Annotated in this window: 13 protein-coding genes; 9 read left to right on the top strand and 4 right to left on the bottom strand. The window is 68.7% G+C overall.

Going from position 1 to position 15,917, the window contains the following annotated elements:
* Positions 1-8 precede the first annotated feature (8 nt).
* A complete protein-coding gene (sucD, locus tag H7I57_RS02190) occupies positions 9-914 on the top strand; it encodes a succinate--CoA ligase subunit alpha (RefSeq protein ID WP_264021623.1) in 906 nt (301 codons plus the stop codon).
* Positions 915-990: 76 nt separating this feature from the next.
* On the opposite strand, the gene H7I57_RS02185 is transcribed toward sucD, so the two are convergent.
* Positions 991-2,082, bottom strand: a complete 1,092-nt coding sequence (locus H7I57_RS02185) for a MarR family transcriptional regulator (protein WP_264021622.1) — start codon at positions 2,080-2,082, stop codon at positions 991-993.
* Positions 2,079-3,218, bottom strand: a complete 1,140-nt coding sequence (locus H7I57_RS02180; protein WP_264021652.1) for an ATP-binding protein — start codon at positions 3,216-3,218, stop codon at positions 2,079-2,081. Before H7I57_RS02180 ends, H7I57_RS02185 begins: the two co-directional genes overlap by 4 nt.
* Positions 3,219-3,466: 248 nt before the next feature.
* Here H7I57_RS02180 and H7I57_RS02175 point away from each other — a divergent pair, with 248 nt between their 5' ends.
* Positions 3,467-4,996, top strand: coding sequence for an acetyl-CoA acetyltransferase (locus H7I57_RS02175; RefSeq protein WP_264021621.1), 1,530 nt, complete (start codon positions 3,467-3,469; stop codon positions 4,994-4,996).
* Here the strand turns inward: H7I57_RS02175 and H7I57_RS02170 are convergent.
* Positions 4,993-5,508, bottom strand: a complete 516-nt coding sequence (locus H7I57_RS02170) for a hypothetical protein (RefSeq protein ID WP_264021620.1) — start codon at positions 5,506-5,508, stop codon at positions 4,993-4,995. The genes H7I57_RS02175 and H7I57_RS02170 overlap by 4 nt on opposite strands.
* 50 nt (positions 5,509-5,558) lie before the next feature.
* The gene (locus H7I57_RS02165; protein WP_264021619.1) at positions 5,559-6,407 is read right to left on the bottom strand and encodes an LLM class F420-dependent oxidoreductase; all 849 of its coding nucleotides are present in this window, start codon (positions 6,405-6,407) and stop codon (positions 5,559-5,561) included.
* A 408-nt stretch (positions 6,408-6,815) separates the two neighbouring features.
* On the opposite strand from H7I57_RS02165, the gene H7I57_RS02160 reads away from it, so the two are divergent.
* The 7 genes from H7I57_RS02160 to H7I57_RS02130 all read left to right on the top strand — a co-directional run bounded on the left by H7I57_RS02160 (position 6,816) and on the right by H7I57_RS02130 (position 15,911).
* Entirely contained in the window at positions 6,816-7,655 is an 840-nt protein-coding gene (locus H7I57_RS02160; protein ID WP_264021618.1) for a DUF5336 domain-containing protein, read from the top strand.
* A gap of 77 nt (positions 7,656-7,732) precedes the next feature.
* Entirely contained in the window at positions 7,733-9,193 is a 1,461-nt protein-coding gene (locus H7I57_RS02155) for a cell division protein PerM (protein WP_264021617.1), read from the top strand.
* A 21-nt stretch (positions 9,194-9,214) separates the two neighbouring features.
* On the top strand, positions 9,215-9,844 hold the full coding sequence (gene purN / locus H7I57_RS02150; protein WP_264021616.1) for a phosphoribosylglycinamide formyltransferase: 630 nt from the start codon (positions 9,215-9,217) through the stop codon (positions 9,842-9,844).
* Positions 9,841-11,430 (top strand): bifunctional phosphoribosylaminoimidazolecarboxamide formyltransferase/IMP cyclohydrolase, encoded by a 1,590-nt coding sequence (gene purH, locus H7I57_RS02145; RefSeq protein WP_264021615.1) that lies wholly within the window; start codon positions 9,841-9,843, stop codon positions 11,428-11,430. The genes purN and purH overlap by 4 nt, the downstream gene beginning before the upstream one ends.
* Before the next feature lie 108 nt (positions 11,431-11,538).
* On the top strand, positions 11,539-12,465 hold the full coding sequence (locus tag H7I57_RS02140; RefSeq protein WP_264021614.1) for an endonuclease domain-containing protein: 927 nt from the start codon (positions 11,539-11,541) through the stop codon (positions 12,463-12,465).
* Between the two features lie 97 nt (positions 12,466-12,562).
* On the top strand, positions 12,563-13,945 hold the full coding sequence (locus tag H7I57_RS02135; protein WP_264021613.1) for a sigma 54-interacting transcriptional regulator: 1,383 nt from the start codon (positions 12,563-12,565) through the stop codon (positions 13,943-13,945).
* Positions 13,938-15,911: a vWA domain-containing protein gene (locus H7I57_RS02130; RefSeq protein ID WP_275080777.1), complete on the top strand. Its 1,974-nt coding sequence runs from the start codon at positions 13,938-13,940 to the stop codon at positions 15,909-15,911. The genes H7I57_RS02135 and H7I57_RS02130 overlap by 8 nt, the downstream gene beginning before the upstream one ends.
* The last annotated feature ends 6 nt before the right edge of the window (positions 15,912-15,917 follow it).

Genomic DNA, 15,917 nt, shown 5'->3' with positions numbered 1-15,917 from the left:
ACACAGCAATGTCTATTTTTCTGAACAAGGACTCCAAGGTCATCGTCCAGGGCATCACCGGCGGCGAGGGCACCAAGCACACCGCGCTGATGCTCAAGGCCGGTACCCAGATCGTCGGCGGCGTGAACGCGCGCAAGGCCGGGACTGAGGTCACCCACGTGGACAAAGAAGGCAAAGAGGTCCGTCTCCCGGTGTTCGGCAGTGTCGCCGAGGCGATGAAGGAAACCGGCGCCGACGTGTCGATCGCCTTCGTGCCGCCGGCCTTCTCCAAGGACGCGATCATCGAGGCCATCGACGCCGAGATTCCGCTGCTCGTCGTCATCACCGAGGGAATCCCGGTGCAGGACACCGCGTATGCGTGGGCCTACAACCTCGACAAGGGTGAGACGACCCGCATCATCGGACCGAACTGCCCCGGCATCATCACCCCCGGCGAGTCGCTGGTCGGCATCACCCCGAACAACATCACCGGCAAGGGCCCCATCGGGCTGGTGTCGAAGTCCGGCACACTGACCTACCAGATGATGTACGAGCTGCGTGATCTCGGCTTCTCGACCGCCATCGGCATCGGCGGCGACCCGGTCATCGGCACCACCCACATCGACGCCATCGAGGCGTTCGAGAAGGACCCCGAGACCAAGGTAATCGTGATGATCGGCGAGATCGGCGGCGACGCCGAGGAGCGCGCCGCCGACTACATCAAGGCCAACGTCTCCAAGCCGGTCGTCGGGTATGTCGCGGGCTTCACCGCGCCGGAGGGCAAGACCATGGGCCACGCCGGCGCCATCGTGTCGGGCTCGTCGGGCACCGCCGCCGCCAAGCAGGAGGCGCTGGAGGCCGCGGGTGTGAAGGTCGGCAAGACGCCGTCGGAGACCGCAAGGCTGGCCCGGGAGATCTTCGAAAGCCTGAGTTAGTCCGCACCGCGAGCGCGCGTGTTTGTACAGCGGCACACCGTCGCAGACGTATAAATGCGCGCGCTCGTCGGCCCTGTCAGCTGCCGCGGTACTGCAGGAAGTCGCGCAGCAACGGCTCGGTGAGGTCGTACCAGGAGGTGCGGCGGTCACCGGTGGTCTTCGACGAGGTCACCCAGTGATCGGCGGCCAGGCGCCCTAGAGCGGTGGACGCCGACTGACTCGAAACACCCACGGCCTCAGCGAGATCGGACACGGTACGCGGGCCTGTGCCTCGGGCCAGTTCGACGACGAGGCGTTGCTCGCCTGCGGGCAGCTGCCACAGCCGTTGCTGGTAGTACGGCGCGAGCCGGTCCAGTAACGCCTCGACGGCCGGTGTCAGCGCGTCGAGGCTGTGCACATCGACGCACTCGGACAACAGGTGCCACGTTCGCGGGGTCCCACCGACCCGCTTGTGGATCGACGCGATTCGTTCACGGCCCCGGTCCGACTCGAGGAACGAGACGAGGTCGGCGGCACCGCGACGCTGCGCCGCCCGGCTCAGCACGGTCCCGGCGTCGTCGACGCTGAGATCGGGAAGCGTCTCGACCATGAACGATCCGTACCAGGGATAATCTCGCGACGAGACGCCTGCGAACAGCACCGGTGTCGTCGCGAAAATGAGTATCGCCGTTGAGGTCTCGACCCAGGCCCGCAGGCTGCCCTGTCCTGCGGTGCCGATTCCGTCGAAGACCCGGTCGAGGTTCTCGATCGCCAGCAGGACCGTCCGGCCAGCGGCAGCGTCGAGCACCGCGGCCTCGATGCCGACGGGGTCCCTGGCGCGCCGCAGCGCCCTGGCCTCCTCGCCGAGCTCGGGACCGATCGCCCGGGCCATCTCGACGAGCAGGTCGAGATAGGAGCTGATTGCCAACGAGTCCTCGGAGATGAGCACGGGCAGAACACGCTTGGCGGTCGCGTCGGCGGACAGCGCGCGCGCCAACGCGACGTGAAGGGTGTGCGTCTTGCCCGCGCCGCGGTTTCCGACGAGCAGGGTGTGGGGTCGCGACCCGTCGCGGGCCGATGACCCGATGCGTTTCGTGAGGGTGTCCAGCAGGTCGGAGCGGCCCACGGTCAGCGCGTCGAGGTCGGCCGCCGACATCGACGACGGTGTGAACAGTGCCGGGATGTTCACCGCCGCATCGCCTTCCAGGCGCGCTGCATCAACGGTGAGGAGAATCTGTCGGCAGCGGCGTCGCTGCCGTCGCGAACCAGGTAGTGGTCGAGCGTCAGTCGTTCGATGAACGAAACCAGCTGTGCCCGGTCGGCGATCGGGCTGCCTTCGCTGCGCAGCCGCATCAGCGTCGTGTCCACGTCCAGTGGCCGGTTCGCGTGGGCATAGATGTCGAGCAGCCCGGCGATGGCGTCGGCATCCGGGCCGTAGTAGTGGGGGAGCCGATCCCGATAGTGGCGTAGATCCCAGGGGTCGTACGGGTTTTCGATCGCATCGAGCACCAGCAGGTCGATCAGCTCCGGGTAGGCCGGAACCTGGGTGTCGTGCGACGACTTCCTGGCCGCGGCCACCAGATGCTGGATGTAGTAAGGCACATTCTCGGCCGCCGCCGCGATCGCGGTCCCCACGGCGTGCAGGTCGGTGGTGGGTGTGGCGCTGCCCAGCAGCAGGCACTCGGCGAGGTAGGTCGCGTGGTCGGAGCGGATGGGCCCGACAGCGATCTTCGGGATGTCGTTGACGGTACTGGGTGCGTCGGCGGACACGTGGTGGAACCCGATTGATCCGGACAGTACGGTCGCGACCTTGCCGGGATTCTCTTGGCGGATCCGGCGAAGCATGTGCAGGAAGGTGTCCCCGGAGCCGGGCTCGGCGCGCTCCAGGTTGCGGGCCAGCACGCTCACCTCGTCGATGAACAACGCCAGGATGCGGCCCCTTGCGCGGCGGATCGCATGGTCGAGCAGGTCGTCCAACGTCGCCGCGGCACGGCTGTCGCGTTCGAGCCGGACGGGACCGGCGGTGAGGGTGAGTCGGATCTTGGCGAGTTCCTTCGCCCAGGATGGGTCCAGCCGGGCCAGCTCCGAGATCAGCGCGGACACGAATTCGGCGTAGGTTTCCCGCTCGGCGCTGACGGAGACGACCACGGCGCCCTGGTCGGCGGCCATCCGCTGGACCAGCCGTGACAGCGAGGTCTTGCCGTGTCTGCGATCCCCGACCAGCACTGCCCCCGAGTGCGGCAGGGACGCGAGCACTTCTTTGGACTCCCGGACCCGGCCGACGACATCCTCGGTGGGGACGACGCCGCCGACGACCAGCGACATCGGGCGCGGCTGCCAGTTCACGCCGGTATTCTACGTCAGATTGGACGTACATCTGTGTAGTTGTACGTCTGCTCTGGTGTACATCAGGCGGGTTGGCCAAACGATAACGTGTTCTATTAGCCTCCCGAAGTAACTGCGATGAGCGCTTGCGCGAAGAGCGGACGAGCGAGATGAGCGCTTGCGCGAAGAGCGGACGAGCGAGATGAGCGCTTGCGCGAAGAGCGGACGAGCGACGAGAGGGCATCAGCATGGCGGTTGATCCACGGACGCCGGTCATCGTCGGAGTCGGGCAGTTCACCGAGCGGATCGACGATCCCGACTACCGCGGAATGTCGGCGGTCGACCTCGCGACGGCTGCGGCGCGCGCCGCGCTCGCCGACACCGGTGCCGACGTCGCCGAGGTCGCCAAGGCCGTCGACACGGTGTTCGGGCTGCGGCAGTTCGAGATCTCGGGACCCATGCCTGCGCCGCTGGGCAAGTCGAACAACTACCCGCGATCGGTGATGAAAAGGCTCGGTGGCGACCCCGCCCGTGTGGTGCTGGAACCGGTCGGCGGGCAGAGTCCGCAAAAGCTCGTCACCGAGTCCGGCACCACCATCGTCGCGGGAAACGCCGACGTCGTCATGATCATGGGCTCCGAGGCCGGCTCGACGGCCAAGTACTTCGCAGGCAGAGACGACAAGCCTGACTACACCGAGACCGTGGACGGTCAGCTCGAGGACCGCGGTCACCAGATCTTCAGCTACGTCGACGAGTACACCGTGCAGCACGGGCTCACCGGTGCGCCGGTCCAGTACGGCCTTCTCGACAACGCGCGACGGTCCCGCCTCGGCCTGAGCGTCCGCGAGTACCGCCACCAGATGGCCGAGCTCTTCGCGCCGATGTCGAAAGTTGCTGCCAAGAACCCCTTCTCGTCATCGCCGGTGGAACGCTCGGTCTCCGAGATCGAGACCGTCACCGACGAGAACCGGATGATCTGCGACCCGTACCCCCGGCTTCTCGTCGCCCGCGACACCGTCAACCAGGGAGCCGCGGCCGTGGTGATGTCCGTGGAGGCCGCACGCAGACTCGGTGTGCCGGAAGAGAAGTGGGTGTACCTGCACGGACACTCGGACCTGATCGAGCAGCCGCTCCTCGACCGCGTCGATCTCGGCGCCGGGCCGGCGTCGGTGCTGGCCGCCGAGGAAGGGCTGAGGGTGGCGGGGGTCGGTGTCGACGACATCGCCACGTTCGACCTCTACAGCTGTTTCCCGTTCCCGGTGTTCGTGATCTGCGAAACGCTCGGACTGTCGGGCGACGATCCCCGCGGCCTCACGCTCACCGGCGGACTGCCCTACTTCGGTGGGCCCGGAAACAGCTATTCGCTGCACGGGATCGCCGAGACCGTCGGCCAGATGCGCGACGCGCCAGGGCGGTTCGGCTTCGTCGGCGCCAACGGCGGGATCATGAGCAAGTATTCGGTCGGCATCTACTCGACCGAGCCCGTCGAATGGCGGACCTCGCGCAGCGCGGAGCTGAACAGACAGGTCGCCGGGTTGCCGACGGTGCCGGTCACCAAGGTCGCCGACGGCGCCGGCACCATCGAGACCTACTCGGTGCGCTACGACTGGCCGGTGCGCACCGGCATCATCGTCGGCAGGCGCAACGATGACGGTTCGCGATTCATGGCGACCAGTGAGGATGCCGACCTGGTGTCGTTGATGTCCGACGGTGATCCGCTGGGCGTCGAGGTCTCGGTGACGCCTACCGACAACGGCAACCGCGCGGTGCTGCGCTAGAACAGTTCCGTCGATGTCGGGGTGAGTACGAACCCGTGATCACCGACCCGGCATGCGGTCATGCCCTGGTCGTCGACACCACACTCGATGGCCTGGTGCACGATCTTGTGCATCGGGGGGAGTTGCCGGGCCCCGCTCGCTGCCAGCGAGGCCGGATCCAGCGGCGGGTACGACGGTTCCACGACCGCCGGCTCATCGGTGGCGGCGCGGACCAGCCACGTACCCGGCCCGAGATCGGGGCGCGGCCCCTCGCACGACAGCGTCAGCCGGGCCGGATCGCCCAGCGAGTTCATCGTGTTGTGACCGCACAATTGGCCGTCCGGGGTGATGAAGTCGAAGCCGATGAAGCGGGGCGAACTCTGACTGTAGGTCTGCGTGTCGACGGGCGCGTAGGCAGACAGATCGGGAAATCCTGCCGGCGGGGTGGCTGTCGCCTGAGCGCTACCCGCTGCCAGTGCCAGCGCCGACAGGCCGACGACGAGGTGGGCGCGCCCGATCGAAGACCTCATCATCACCTGGAGTATCGCGCTCCCGGGCGGTGAACGTTACCGGTTCGATCCGGTCAGCCCAGGCCCTCGAGTTTTCCTGCGAGGCGTTCGACGTAGGTGGTGATGTCGGGTTCGGGTTTGTCGGGGAGGCCGAAGAGGACTTCGGTGACGCCGAGGTCTTTCCAGCGGGCGAGTTTGTCGGGGTCGGGTTTGAAGTCGAGGGCGACGATCGCCGGTGCTCCGTGGCGGTCGGCGGCGGCCCAGGTGTCCTGGAGGAGTTTGACGGGTGTGTCGATGTCGAAGTCGCGGGGTGTGGTGATCCAGCCGTCGGCGGAGCGGGCGATCCATTTGAAGTTCTTTTCGGTGCCCGCGGCGCCGACGAGGATCGGGATGTGGGTTTGGATCGGTTTGGGCCAGGCCCAGGAGGGGCCGAAGTTGACGAACTCGCCGGCGTATTCGGCTTCTTCGGCGGTCCACAGGGCGCGCATGGCTTCGAGGTATTCGCGCAGCATGGTGCGTCGGCGGGCGGGGGGCACGTTGTGGTCGGCCAGTTCGTCGGTGTTCCAGCCGAACCCGACGCCGAGGGAGACCCGGCCGCCGGAGAGGTGGTCGAGGGTGGCGATGGATTTGGCCAGGGTGATGGGGTCGTGTTCGACGGGCAGGGCCACTGCGGTGGACAGTCGGACGCGGGTGGTGACCGCGGCGGCGGTGCCCAGGGAGACCCAGGGGTCCAGGGTGCGCATGTAGCGGTCGTCGGGCAGGGTTTCGTCGCCGGTGGTGGGGTGGGCGGCCTGGCGTTTGATCGGGATGTGGGTGTGTTCGGGCACGTAGAACGTTGTGAAGCCGTGGTCGTCGGCCAGTTTGGCCGCCGCTGCCGGGGTGATCCCGCGATCCGACGTGAAAAGCACCAGCCCGAAGTCCATGCCCAGAATTAGAACGTGTTTCAGTCCGTAACCGCAAGGCCGTCTCCGGCCGGGGGTCTGCCGACGGGTGTCCTGAACGTCGTGGCGAACCACATCTGTCGGAAACGGCGTCGCTGACGTCGCCCCGAACTACGCTGACGGATTGGCGGCGGCTGACTTTCCTGCATCGCAAGCCTTCATCGCGAGCGTCTCCCAGGGCGGGTTCGACGCACCGGCGCCCACCTGCGCGATCCACCGGCGCGGGACGCGCCTGCGGTCCCGAGGCGTGTCGGCCGTACCCGGCGGTGCGCTAGCGTGGATCATCGAATCGCTCAGGCGGCCCGTCGCCATCGCGAATGGACCAGCCCACACAGGTCGTCAACGTCGACGTCACCGTCGATCCGATGCCCGATCAGCACAGGAGAGGTCATGTCTTACCCCCAAGGCCCGACCGGAGGCCCCGGCTACCCGCCCGCGCAGCAGCCGAACCCCCAGTTCACCGCGCCGACCCAGCAGTTCAGCAGGCACCCTGAGACCGACCCGAGCCCGGCGGGCGTCAACAAGCTGCCGGCGTACCTCGCCGCGGCCATCGCCGCCCTCGGATTCCTGGTCTACCTGGGGAGCTTCGGTCCCCAGTTCACCGCGGGCACCGAGTTCTTCATCACGCCGTTCCGGATCGACCTCGCGGTGGTCGCCTCGGTGCTGGCCGCGCTGATCGCCGGCGTCGGTCTGCTGCCGAAGCAGAAGGCCCGTCCGGCGCTGGTCGGGGTGCTCTCGCTGCTGAGCTTCCTGCTGGTCCTCTCGGTCGTGCTCACCGCCCCCGACGGCGTCACCATCGACTGGGGCATGTATCTCGTGGTCGCCTTCACCGCCATCCAGGCGATCGTCGGCGTCGGTGCGCTGCTGCTCGACGCCGGAATCATCTCCGCGCCGGTTCCCCGGCCCAAGTACGAGCAGCAGCAGCAGTACGGCCAGTACCCGGGCTCGTACTACGGTCAGCAGCCCCAGGGACAGCCCCACCAGCAGTCGCCTCAGCAGCGACCGGGTTATCCGACCCCTTACGGTGGCGGTGGCTATCCCGGCACCGGTCCGTCGACCGGCGGGTTCCCCGCGACGTCGCCGTCCGGACAGTCCGGACAGTCCGGGCCGCCGACCCCACCCACCGGGTTCCCCACCTACGGCCAGCCGCCGTCGAGCAATACGCCGACGACACAGGTGCCCACGCAACACCAGTCGCCATCCTCGCAGTCGGGACAGTCACCGTCGTAATCTGAGCGGCGTCGTAGTCTGAGCCGCGCGTGCGCGACCGGCGCGCGCCCGAGCTTGTGCGAGGAGCGGCCTGACCCGTGAACTATCGCCCGCACGCGGGAGGTGCCCCCAGACCAGTCGGGACACGCCAGGCGCGTGACCTTCTCCGGGTTGCGTTCGGGCCGTCCCTGGTCGCGCTGGCCATCATCGCCGCGGTGGTGCTGCTGCAGCTGGTGATCGCCAACAGCGACATGACCGGCGCGCTCGGGGCGATCGCCAGCATGTGGCTGGGGGTGCACCAGGTGCCGGTGTCGATCGGCGGCAGCGCGCTCGGCGTGATGCCACTGCTGCCGGTCCTGGCGATGGTCTACGGCACCGCACGAACGACGGCGTCCGCGACGATCAGCACGTCGTGGTTCGTCACCCGCTGGGTGGTGGCCTCCGCGCTGGGTGGTCCGGTGCTGATCGCGGCGCTGTGCCTGGCCGTGATCCACGACGCCGCCTCGGTGCTGACCGAACTGCAGACCCCCGACGCGCTGCGCGCGTTCGGAAGTGTGCTCACCGTCCACGCGATCGGTGCGCTGCTCGGTGTCGGGTCACGGGTGGGTCGGCACCTTCTGCGCACCTCACCGCTGCCGAAATGGCTGCCGGACGCGGTCCGGGCCGCCGGCGCGGGCGTGCTCGCCCTGGTGGGACTGTCCGGCGCGATCGTGGCCGGGTCGCTGATCGTGCACTGGTCGACCATGCACGAGCTGTACTCGATCACCGATTCGATGTTCGGGCAGTTGAGCCTGACGGTGCTCTCGATTCTGTACATCCCCAACGTCATGGTCGGCGCAGCGGCGGTGGCGGTCGGCTCGAGCGCCCATGTCGGGCTTGCCACGTTCAGCTCGTTCACGGTGTTCGGCGGGGACATCCCTGCACTGCCGGTGTTGGCCGCGGTACCGACACCGCCGCTGGGCCCGGTGTGGGTCGCGCTGCTGATCGTTGCGGCGGTGTCCGCTGTGGCACTCGGGCAGCAGTGTGCCCGGCACCCGCTGCCGCTGCTGTCCGCGCTGGCCAAAGTGGTCGTCGCGGCGGCGATCGCGGCCGCGACGATGGCGCTGTTGGGGGCCGCGGGCGGGGGAGCGCTCGGCAATTTCGGCGACGTCGGCGTCGACCAGACGACGTTCGGCCCTGCGGTGTTCCTGTGGTTCGCCGGCATCGGCGCGCTGACCGTCGCCATGTCGGGTGGATTCCAGGCGCGGGTGCGGCGCCCGAAGGTCGCCGCACCGGCCGCCGACGCCGACACGGACACCGAAGCCGAGACGGGCGAGGTCATCTCCGAGCCCGAGGCCGCAGCGGATGAGGAACCGGTCGACACCGTCGAGATCGAGCCTGTGCCGACCGCGACCGGTCCGGACCCCGGCCCAGTGGTCGGCGAGCAGCCCGTCCCGCGTCCGCCGCTCGAGGACGAGCCGCCGCTCGAGGACCTCGACCCCGAGGAGCACTTCGTCGTGGACGACATCGACGGGCGTGCCGACGATGCCGGCGGCAACCGCGGAGGAAGCGCCGGTTGACCACCCACTAGGCTCTCAGGCGTGCAGCCAGCGGTCCGTGTGCCCCCGAGCGCGCCCGCACGGGTGGTGGTACTCGCCTCCGGCACCGGCTCGCTGCTCGCGTCACTGCTGAAAGCCGCCGTCGGCGACTACCCCGCCCGCATCGTCGCGGTCGGAACCGACCGGATCTGCGCGGCCGTCGACATCGCGGCGGACGCCTCGGTGCCGACGTTCACCGTCCCGCTCGCCGACCACCCGGACCGCACCGCCTGGGACGCCGCCATCACCGAGGCGACAGCCGCCCACGACCCGGATCTGATCGTGTCGGCGGGGTTCATGAAAATCCTTGGCGCCAAATTTCTTTCGACGTTTCCCGGCAGGGTGATCAACACCCATCCCGCGCTGCTGCCTGCGTTCCCCGGTGCGCATGCGGTCCCCGATGCGCTGGCCTACGGGGTCAGGGTCACCGGCTGCACGGTGCACCTCGTGGACGCCGGAACCGACACCGGGCCGATCCTCGCCCAGCAGGCGGTCCCGGTGCTGGACGGCGACGACGAAGCGACCCTGCACGAACGGATCAAGGTGATCGAGAGAGCGCTGCTGGTGGATGTGCTGGAAGCGGCGGCAACCCGCGGCGTGACCTGGACAGGACGAAAGGCGACCATAGGATGAGCGAGAACGAGGGCCGCAGGCGAATCCGCCGCGCGTTGATCAGCGTCTACGACAAGACCGGCCTCGGACCGCTTGCGCAGGGGCTGCACGCTGCCGGTGTCGACATCGTGTCCACCGGGTCGACCGCGAAAACCATTGCCGAGGAGGGCATCCCGGTGACACCGGTCGAGGACGTCACCGGTTTCCCCGAGGTGCTCGACGGCCGGGTCAAGACGCTGCACCCCCACGTGCACGCCGGCCTGCTCGCCGACCTGCGCAAGCCCGAACACGTTGCGGCGCTTGCCCAACTGGGCGTGGCGGCGTTCGAACTCGTGGTGGTGAACCTGTACCCGTTCACCCAGACCGTCAACTCCGGGGCCGGCGTCGACGAGTGTGTGGAGCAGATCGACATCGGCGGTCCGTCGATGGTGCGCGCGGCCGCCAAGAACCATCCGAGCGTCGCGGTGGTCGTCGACCCGCTGGGCTACGACGGTGTCCTGGCCGCGGTGCGGTCGGGCGGCTTCACCCTCGACGAGCGAAAGAAGCTGGCGTCGCTGGCATTCCGGCACACCGCCGAGTACGACGTCGCGGTGGCGTCCTGGATGGAGTCGGTGCTGGCCCCCGAAAACGGCACGGCCGGGGCGCATGCCGCGGCGTCGCTGCCCCCGTGGCTCGGCGCGACGTTCCGTCGCACCGCCGTGCTGCGTTACGGCGAGAACCCCCACCAGCAGGCCGCGCTCTACAGCGATGACGGCGCGTGGCCGGGACTGGCGCAGGCCGAGCAGCTGCACGGAAAAGAGATGTCCTACAACAACTACACCGACGCCGATGCCGCGTGGCGCGCGGCATTCGACCACGAGGACATCTGCGTGGCGATCATCAAGCACGCGAACCCGTGCGGCATTGCGGTGTCGTCGGTGTCCGTCGCCGATGCCCACCGCAAGGCCCACGAATGTGATCCGCTGTCGGCGTTCGGCGGGGTCATCGCGGCCAACACCGAGGTCAGTGTCGAGATGGCCGAGACCGTCTCCGGCATCTTCACCGAGGTGATCATCGCGCCCGCCTATGAGCCGGGAGCGGTGGAAGTGCTTGCAGGCAAGAAGAACATCCGCGTGCTCGTCGCCTCCGAACCGCAGCAGGGCGGCACCGAGTTCCGTCAGGTCAGCGGCGGCCTGCTGCTGCAACAACGCGACGCGATCGACGCCGGCGGCGACAACCCCGCGAACTGGACGCTGGCCACCGGCTCACCGGCGGACCCCGAGACGCTGGCAGATCTGGTGTTCGCCTGGCGGACCTGCCGGGCGGTCAAGTCCAACGCGATCGTCATCGCCAAGGACGGCGCCACCGTCGGTGTCGGCATGGGCCAGGTCAATAGGGTGGACGCGGCCCGGCTTGCGGTCGAGCGCGCCGGCGAGCGCACCCAGGGGGCGGTCGGGGCATCGGATGCGTTCTTCCCGTTCCCGGACGGTCTGGAGACCCTGATCCGCGCCGGGGTGAAGGCCGTCGTACATCCCGGGGGCTCGGTGCGCGACGGCGAGGTGACCGCGGCCGCCGAGGCCGCCGGCGTCACGTTGTATCTGACCGGGGCGCGTCACTTCGCGCACTGACGGCTTGTTTGGCGCCGAATGTTGTATTGAGGCACGCTATGCACAGGTGAGCGTGGCGCAAGCCAACATTCGGCGAGTGATGTCGGGCCGAGATGCCACCGTCGGCTCATGGGGGACGAGGCATGGCCCTTTCTCGGCACCGAAGCTCGCGCGGCCGGGCGGGTGACCAAACGGACGTTGCGTAGCCAGTACGTGATGCTGCACCGCAACGTCTACGTGCCCAGAGGCAAGACACTGACGCCGGCCACGCGAGCGGTCGGAGCGTGGTTGTGGTCTGGTCGGGCCGCGACCGTTGCCGGACGCTCCGCGGCGGCGTTGCACGGCACCCGCTGGATCGACGCCGGCCTGCCGGCCGAGTTGATTCGTAGGCAGGCAGGCGATGTTGATGGCATCGTGATCCATCGAGCGACGCTGACCGACGAGGATGTCTGCTCTGTTCGCGGCATTCCGACGACGACCCCCGCGCGCACTGCGTTCGACCTAGGCCGACGAGACCCCTTGGTACAGGCGGTCGTCGGTGTGGACGCCCTGGCGAACGCCACAGGACTGCTGCCCGCCGACCTGGAACTGCTGGTGCAGCGCGGTCGCGGTGCTCGTGGGCTCGTTCAACTGCGTCGAGTGGTGAAGCTGATGGACGGCGGCGCCGAATCCCCACCGGAGACACGTACCCGGCTGCTGCTGACGGCTGCGGGCTTTCCGCGGCCGCGCACACAGATCGTCGTGTGCGACGACCACGGGTACTTCATCGGCCGCCTCGACATGGGATGGCAGCGGTGGAGGGTGGGGGTGGAATATGACGGGCCGCAGCACTGGACTGATCCGGCGGTGCGTGCCCGCGATATCGACCGCTCCGCCGAACTTCAGGGTCAGGGGTGGACGATCATCAGGGTCAGCCGCGACATCCTGCGCTACCGCCCCGAGGTGTTCCTGACGCGCGTCCGCGATGCCATGCGGGCAGCGGGGTGGCCGGATTACCGCCGAATCCGGCTCGATGCGACGCTCACGGAGTGGAGTGGCGGGCCAGTGTGGGGTTGAGGACCGCCCGTCCGGTCCAAGCGTGTCTCAACCCCACATTCGGGCGGCCGACCGGGTAAGCGATGCCGCCGCTCGACAGGAGTCGTAGCGTGGAGAGGTGACTTCACCTAACGACCTCCCCCGCACCGTCGGCGAACTGCGGGCATCCGGACACCGCGAACGCAGTGTCAAGGCCGAGATGCGGGAGAACCTGCTGGCCGCGCTGGCCGAAGGGCGGGACCTGTGGACCGGCATCCTGGGTTTCGAGGACACCGTGATCCCGCAGCTGGAACGCGCCCTGATCGCCGGTCACGACGTCGTGCTGCTCGGGGAGCGCGGGCAGGGCAAGACGCGGCTGCTGCGCGCCCTGACCGGCCTGCTCGACGAGTGGACACCGGTGATCGCCGGGGCCGAACTCGGCGAACACCCCTACAGCCCGATCACCCCGGAGTCGATCCGCAGGGCCGCCGACTCCGGAGACGACCTGCCCGTGGCCTGGCGGCACCGCAGCGAGCGCTACACCGAGAAGCTGGCCACCCCCGACACCAGCGTCGCCGACCTCGTCGGCGACATCGACCCGATCAAGGTCGCCGAGGGCCGCAGCCTGGGGGACCCCGAGACCATCGCCTACGGCCTGATCCCGCGGGCGCACCGCGGCATCGTCGCCGTCAACGAGCTGCCCGACCTCGCCGAGCGCATCCAGGTCGCGATGCTCAACGTGATGGAGGAGCGGGACATCCAGGTGCGCGGCTACACGCTGCGGCTGCCGCTGGACGTCCTCGTCGTCGCCAGCGCCAACCCCGAGGACTACACCAACCGCGGGCGCATCATCACCCCGCTCAAGGACCGGTTCGGTGCCGAGATCCGCACGCACTACCCGCTGGAACTCGACGCCGAGGTGGGCGTCATCAACCAGGAGGCGCACCTGGCCGCCGAAGTGCCCGGCTATCTGCTGCAGATCCTGGCCAGGTTCGCCCGCAGCCTGCGGGAGTCCAACTCCATCGACCAGCGCTCCGGGGTGTCCGCGCGGTTCGCGATCGCGGCCGCCGAAACCGTCGCGGCAGCGGCGCGCCACCGCGCTGCGGTGCTCGGCGAACAGGATCCCGTCGCGCGCGTCGTCGACCTCGGGACCGTGATCGACGTGCTCCGCGGCAAGCTGGAGTTCGAATCCGGCGAGGAGGGCCGCGAACAGGCGGTGCTGGAGCATCTGCTGCGGCGCGCCACCGCCGACACCGCGCAGCGCCTGCTCGGCGGGATCGATGTCGGGCCGATCGTGACGGCAGTCGAAAACGGCTCGCCCGTCACCACCGGGGACCGGGTGTCAGCACGCGACGTGCTCGCCGCGGTGCCCGAGGTGCCCGCGGTCGCGGAGATCCAGCGACGGCTGGAAGCACAGAGCGACGGCCAACGGGCCGCCGCGATCGAGTTGGCACTCGAGGCGCTGTACCTGGCGAAGCGCATCGACAAGGTCTCAGATGAGGGCGAAACCGTCTATGGCTAAACGCTTGTCGCGCTATTCGCGATACACAGGAGGCCCGGACCCGCTGGCGCCCCCTATCGACCTGCGCGAGGCGCTCGAGGCGATCGGACAGGACGTCATGGAGGGCACCTCGCCGCGGCGGGCGCTGTCCGAACTGCTTCGGCGCGGGTCGAAGAACATGCCGGGTGCCGACAAGCTGGCCGCCGAGGCCAACCGGCGCCGGCGGGAGTTGTTGCAGCGCAACAACCTCGACGGCACCCTCGCCGACATCAAGAAACTGCTCGACGAGGCGGTGCTGGCCGAACGCAAGGAGCTTGCGCGCGCGCTCGACGACGATGCCAGGTTCGGGGAACTGCAGCTCGAATCGCTTTCGCCGTCTCCGGCCAAGGCCGTGCAGGAGCTCTCCGAGTACGACTGGCGTTCGCAGGAGGCCCGCGAGAAGTACGAGCAGATCAAGGACCTGATGGGCCGCGAGATGCTCGACCAACGGTTCGCCGGTATGAAAGAGGCGCTGGAAAACGCCACCGACGAGGACCGCCAGCGCGTCAACGACATGCTCGACGACCTCAACGACCTTCTCGACAAACACGCCAAAGGTGAAGACTCGCAGCAGGATTTCGAGGACTTCATGGGCAAGCACGGCGAGTTCTTCCCCGAGAACCCGAAGAACATCGACGAGCTGCTCGACTCGCTGGCCCAGCGCGCCGCGGCCGCGCAACGGTTCCGCAACAGCCTGTCCGAGCAGCAGCGAGCAGAGTTGGATGCCCTGGCGCAGCAGGCTTTCGGGTCGCCGTCGCTGATGAACGCCCTCAACCGCCTCGACGGTCACCTGCAGGCCGCCCGGCCGGGGGAGGACTGGGACGGCTCGCAGCGCTTCTCCGGGAACGACCCGCTGGGCATGGGGGAGGGCGCCCAGGCGCTGGCCGACATCGCCGAGCTCGAGCAGCTTGCCGAGCAGCTGTCCCAGAGCTATGCCGGGGCGACCATGGACGACGTCGATCTCGACATGCTCGCCCGTCAGCTCGGCGACGAGGCCGCCGTCAACGCGCGCACCCTCGCGGAGCTGGAACGCGCGCTGATGAACCAGGGGTTCCTGGACCGCGGTGCAGACGGGCAGTGGCGGCTGTCGCCGAAGGCGATGCGCCAACTCGGTCAGGCGGCGTTGCGTGATGTGGCACAACAACTCTCGGGCCGTCACGGAGAGCGTGACACCCGCAGGGCCGGTGCGGCAGGCGAACTGACCGGCGCTACCAGGCCGTGGCAGTTCGGCGACACCGAGCCGTGGAACGTCACCCGGACCCTCACCAACGCGGTGCTTCGGGAGGCGGGAACGGGTGAGCGGGCGGGCCCAATCAGGCTTACGGTCGAGGACGTCGAGATTTCCGAGACCGAGACCCGCACGCAGGCGGCTGTGGCGCTGCTGGTCGACACGTCGTTCTCGATGGTGATGGAGAACCGCTGGCTGCCCATGAAGCAGACCGCGCTGGCGCTCAACCACCTCGTCAGCACGCGGTTCCGGTCGGACGCCCTGCAGATCGTGGCCTTCGGCCGGTATGCGCGCACCGTGACCGCCGCCGAGCTGACCGGGCTCGAGGGCGTGTACGAACAGGGCACCAACCTGCATCACGCGCTGGCACTGGCCACCCGGCACCTGCGCAGGCATCCCAACGCACAGCCGGTGGTGCTCGTCGTCACCGACGGTGAGCCGACTGCGCACCTCGAGGACTTCGACGGGAATGGAAGTTCGTCAGTCTTTTTTGACTACCCGCCGCACCCGAGGACCATCGCGCACACCGTGCGGGGATTCGACGAGGTCGCCAAGCTGGGGGCACAGGTGACGATCTTCCGGCTCGGCAGCGACCCCGGACTCGCCCGCTTCATCGACCAGGTGGCCCGCCGGGTGGGTGGCCGTGTGGTGGTGCCCGATCTGGACGGACTGGGCGCCGCGGTGGTCGGGGACTACCTGGGCGCGAAGCGTCGGCGCTAGACCGGG

This window comes from Mycolicibacterium pyrenivorans, assembly GCF_025821625.1.
Classification (GTDB): domain Bacteria; phylum Actinomycetota; class Actinomycetes; order Mycobacteriales; family Mycobacteriaceae; genus Mycobacterium; species Mycobacterium pyrenivorans.
Note: the sequence above shows the minus strand (reverse complement) of the source record. Positions and strands in the feature narration are given on the sequence as shown.